This is a genomic window from Brevibacterium sp. SIMBA_078 (genome assembly GCF_046534565.1).
Classification (GTDB): Bacteria; Actinomycetota; Actinomycetes; order Actinomycetales; family Brevibacteriaceae; genus Brevibacterium.
The window spans coordinates 1-233 of record NZ_JAWRYQ010000631.1; the positions used below are offsets into that span (position 1 = coordinate 1).

The 233-nt window shown below is 41.6% G+C and carries 1 protein-coding gene; it reads right to left on the reverse strand.

Annotated features, from left to right (window positions below; translation table 11 throughout):
- Positions 1 to 233: DUF412 family protein (locus tag SB749_RS21040; RefSeq protein ID WP_410712032.1), on the reverse strand; the 233-nt coding region annotated here is incomplete at both ends.

Consider the following 233-nt stretch of genomic DNA (forward strand, 5'->3'; position numbering starts at 1 on the left):
GGCTTGTTTTTTCCCATTTGCGCGTCGTAACCGTTAGCAACCATTTTTGCAAATAACTCGTTATACCATTGCTGCATAGCAGGCTCTAATTCGGTTTGCGCACGTTTACCTAACCATAAAAGCCCTTGTAATGGCAAAGAAATAAAAAACAGACTACTGGCAATCGCTTGGGGCAGAAAACCCGAGCCTAAATAATTAATCTGAAAAAACAGGGTCAGCATGGCTAATATTGG